Origin of the sequence: Methylobacterium nigriterrae, from assembly GCF_037106235.1 — a bacterium.
GTDB lineage: Bacteria > Pseudomonadota > Alphaproteobacteria > Rhizobiales > Beijerinckiaceae > Methylobacterium > Methylobacterium nigriterrae.
On the sequence record NZ_JBAWTG010000255.1, the window covers coordinates 1 to 3,715 of the forward strand.

At 61.5% G+C, this 3,715-nt stretch carries 4 protein-coding genes and 1 pseudogene; 1 reads left to right on the plus strand and 4 read right to left on the minus strand.

What is annotated here, in order from left to right:
* Together WDW90_RS35570 and groES are read right to left on the minus strand one after the other, a co-directional pair.
* Window positions 1–219: TCP-1/cpn60 chaperonin family protein (locus WDW90_RS35570; RefSeq protein WP_336492455.1), on the minus strand; the 219-nt coding region annotated here is incomplete at its 3' end.
* 98 nt (window positions 220–317) lie between these two features.
* A complete protein-coding gene (gene groES, locus WDW90_RS35575) occupies window positions 318–605 on the minus strand; it encodes a co-chaperone GroES (protein ID WP_336492457.1) in 288 nt (95 codons plus the stop codon).
* Window positions 606–911: 306 nt separating this feature from the next.
* Here groES and WDW90_RS35580 point away from each other — a divergent pair, with 306 nt between their 5' ends.
* Entirely contained in the window at window positions 912–1,727 is an 816-nt protein-coding gene (locus WDW90_RS35580; protein WP_336492458.1) for a transglutaminase-like domain-containing protein, read from the plus strand.
* A gap of 370 nt (window positions 1,728–2,097) precedes the next feature.
* Here the strand turns inward: WDW90_RS35580 and WDW90_RS35585 are convergent.
* Both WDW90_RS35585 and WDW90_RS35590 read right to left on the minus strand, forming a co-directional pair.
* A pseudogene (locus tag WDW90_RS35585) lies at window positions 2,098–2,396 on the minus strand (DDE-type integrase/transposase/recombinase); the annotation flags it as partial.
* Window positions 2,397–3,514: 1,118 nt separating this feature from the next.
* Window positions 3,515–3,715: hypothetical protein (locus tag WDW90_RS35590; RefSeq protein WP_336492460.1), on the minus strand; the 201-nt coding region annotated here is incomplete at its 5' end.

Genomic DNA, 3,715 nt, shown 5'->3' on the forward strand with positions numbered 1-3,715 from the left:
CATCTGGGCGCCCATGTTCTCGAACTTGTCGGCGAGCTCGATCTCCTTGGCGACGGTGACGCCGTCCTTGGTGATGCGCGGCGCCCCGAAGCTCTTCTCAATCACGACGTTGCGGCCCTTCGGACCGAGCGTCACCTTCACCGCGTCGGCGAGGATGTCGACGCCCTTCAGCATCTTCTCGCGGGCATCGGACGAGAAACGAACGTCTTTGGCAGCCATGTGCAGAGATCCTTCTGTGTTCAGGATTGAGGCCCCAAGGCGCCGCAGAATAGGCGGCCTCGAAGGGCGGGTCGGGAATGTGTCAGGGCTACCGCGTGCTAGGCGACGACGCCCATGATGTCGGATTCCTTCATGATCAGGAGGTCCTGACCGTCGATCTTGACCTCGGTGCCCGACCACTTGCCGAACAGGACCCGGTCGCCGGCCTTGACGTCGAGGGGGTTCACCTTGCCGGACTCGTCGCGCGCGCCGGAACCGACGGCGACGACCTCGCCCTCCTGGGGCTTCTCCTTGGCGGTGTCGGGGATGATGATGCCGCCCTTGGTCTTCTCCTCGCCCTCGATGCGGCGGACGACGACACGGTCGTGCAGCGGGCGAAATTTCATGTTGGGCTCCGATCAGACAGCGGCGCGAGAACATGGGCCTGTGGCGACGCCGCCGTGGCAGGACGGGCGGGTACCAAACAGTCCATATGGTCGCTTCTTGATGACCTTAGCACTCGTGGAGCCAGAGTGCTAAGGTCATTGTCCCGACCGCCACCCGATCATTCTGGGACCAACTCGACAGGTCACTGCGCATCCATGCTACGCCTGGAGACACGTTGTTTCCAATGTGGCTCACCTGCCCGCGCTCGACTTAATTCTCGCGGATGCTTGGCAACAAGCCTCGCGCCAATTCTCCGGAGAGACCTCATGCGCATTCTTGTCGGCTGCGAGATGACCTACGATTTTCCCCGGCCTACCCCCGTCATCGCGACACTCAACGTCCACGCCTCGCGCTTCTCTGATCTAGAGCGGCCGGACCACTTGATCACCAGCCCATCGGTCCCCCTCGACGGCTACCGCGACAGCTTCGGCAACTGGTGCAATCGCATGGTCGCCCCCGCTGGCCGCTTCACCCTGAAGACTGACACAGTGGTACGCGACCACGGCAGCGGCGACATGCTGGATCCCGATGCCGGGGAGGTCCCCGTCGAGACGCTGCCCTCCGACTGCATTCTGTTCCTCCTTGGCAGCCGCTACTGCGAGACCGACCGTCTTTCCAACATCGCCTGGGACCTGTTCGGGCACTTGCCCCCCGGCTGGGCCCGGGTTCAGGCCATCTGCGACTATGTCCACGACCGGATCGCCTTCGGGTACGAGCACGCGCGCCCGACCCGCACCGCCTTCGACGTGTTTGAGGAGCAGCAGGGCGTCTGCCGCGACTACGCGCATCTGGCGGTCGCTTTCTGCCGCTGCCTCAACATCCCGACCCGCTACTGCAATGGCTACGTCAGTGACATCGGCCTGCCCCTGCCGCACGCGCCGGGAGACTTCGCGGCTTGGATTGAGGTTTATCTCGGCGGCCGCTGGCACACCTTCGATCCGCGCAACAACAGCTCCCGCATCGGCCGGATCCTGATCGCCTACGGACGCGATGCGGCCGACGTGCCGCTGACCCTGACCTTCGGGGCAAACACCCTCACGGAGTTCCGGGTGACAACAGAGGAAGCGCCACCCCTTTCGTGAAACGACGCACCGGGACACGAAGCACACCGACGGAGCAATCTCACAAATTCCAAAATCTCAACGCCGTTCGGCTGCGTCGTAAGCCGGACCATCCGCGAACCTTCGGCCGTCCGCTGCCCCACATGGCAGATGCAAGCGAGACACCCCATCCTCAAAATGATCACTTTCACGCCGAACCCTCATTCCCTGCGGGTCGCTCCCTCCCAGACCGAGCCCGGGCGCTTTGATTGGGCAATTCTGAAGGACGGCGCGGTGGTGCGCCGATCCATCCGCTCATTCGGATCAGAAGGGACCTCGGCTGCAGACGGCGATACGGGGGCTGTCGCAAACTCTCGCGCGGGACGCAAGAGGGGCTGGTTTGGCCTTGGCTTCAGACTTTATTAACCGCTGGAAGTCCGAAGCAGGGTGCGAGCAGGTGGTTCTGCTCGCAGACGGTCCGCGCGCCGGCAAAGCCGAAGCCCTTGCGCAGCCACAGCATGGCTTCGAAGCCCTGGATGGTGCGCCGGGCTGTGGCGAAGGAGCGGAAGCCGCCGACCCGCGGCATGTTCTTCTTCACCCGGAAGTAGTCGCTCTCGATGCCCTGCTGCAGGTGCTTGGTCACGTAGTGGATGGGCGGCGCACCAGCAGGCCAGTCTTCCGAGATGCGGCGATGGCGGGCGGATACGGACCCCGCCGCGTCCGCCTTGGCTCGGCGCTTCAGCTTGGCGGCGGTGGCGCTGAGGATCATGGGCGGCCTCTGGGATCGGAGGCGCAAACTCTGGCCGTATGCCTAACGAGCCGTGAACCTCAGAAACTTTGCGACAGGTCCTGCGCGGGATGTTCATGGCATGCCGGAATGCCTCGTCGAAGCGGATCCAAGCCTCCGGTCCGTGGATCAGGTCAGCTGGCTTCGACCCGAACCAAGTGGTGTCCGGTATGAGCCCTTACTGCAGCAATACGAGGATGGCGGGCGCGGCTTGATCAAGTACATTGCTCATCAGCTCATCCCTCCTAATCAGAGAGCGGCATTGCTCGCCGAGCACTAGGTCAGTGAATCCACTCTACCTTCACCGAATTATCTTTGCTCTATTACATATTCGCGAGTCGCAAGTGCGCTATATCTGTAATAGACTTTAAATACGCGGCGGAAGTTGCCTATAAATCCGATTTGCACTCGATCGCCATGCCGAAATTCGGCACAACACAACCTCCAACCACAGGGTTGTCGTCGGCCGGTCGATGAATACCTCTCCATCGGCTTGGGGCAGTGCGGCGTTCACCTGAGCCTTCACGGGGCAAGCTGGTCGAGCCTGTAGTCAGGTCATGAGAATAGACGGGAGCCATCCCGTGCTGACGTTCCCTGAGCGAGTTGGGGAGCCCGGGCCGACCTTCGAGGCTACCGGGTGGCGCGGCAGCTGCGGCATCGGCGGAACCGCTATAGTTCTGCGCAAACGCGGCAGGTGTACTGAATCCCAGGACGAGGGCTCCAATAGCTACGGCAAGGCAGGTTTTCATGACGATGCCCGATTGTCTCGGTACGGTCTCCGTCAAATATCAGGGGATCAGATCCGCGAGTACCCGGGGCCGCTCTCTCATTGTCTACCGTATGTGGATACGAAGAAGCGCATTATCAAGGGCGGCTCGATAATTTTTTAAAGGAAGTATATCTCTATATTTCAGATTGCTTTGTCGCCAGCGAGAGGCAGATTCCAAACTCTCATCTACTAAACTTGATTTGGCTAGCGAAAGGCATGCCTGTCGAGCCGCCAAACGGCAAAATTCTTAGCGAGAATTAAGACACGCGCCTGCTAAGCCCGTGGGTTGTGAAGCTTGAGCACGGAGGGCGCCTGCCAGACGAGAACAGGGCGGCGTCCCAGATGTTCTCTGCTGAGACCCGGCAGCTCGAGCTGCAGCCCGACCTCATCCATGGGGGCGATCGGGTAGAGAACGCCCACTTGGTCATAAGCGGCTTCGCCTGTCGTTATTGGGTTCCAGCGAACGGCAAACAT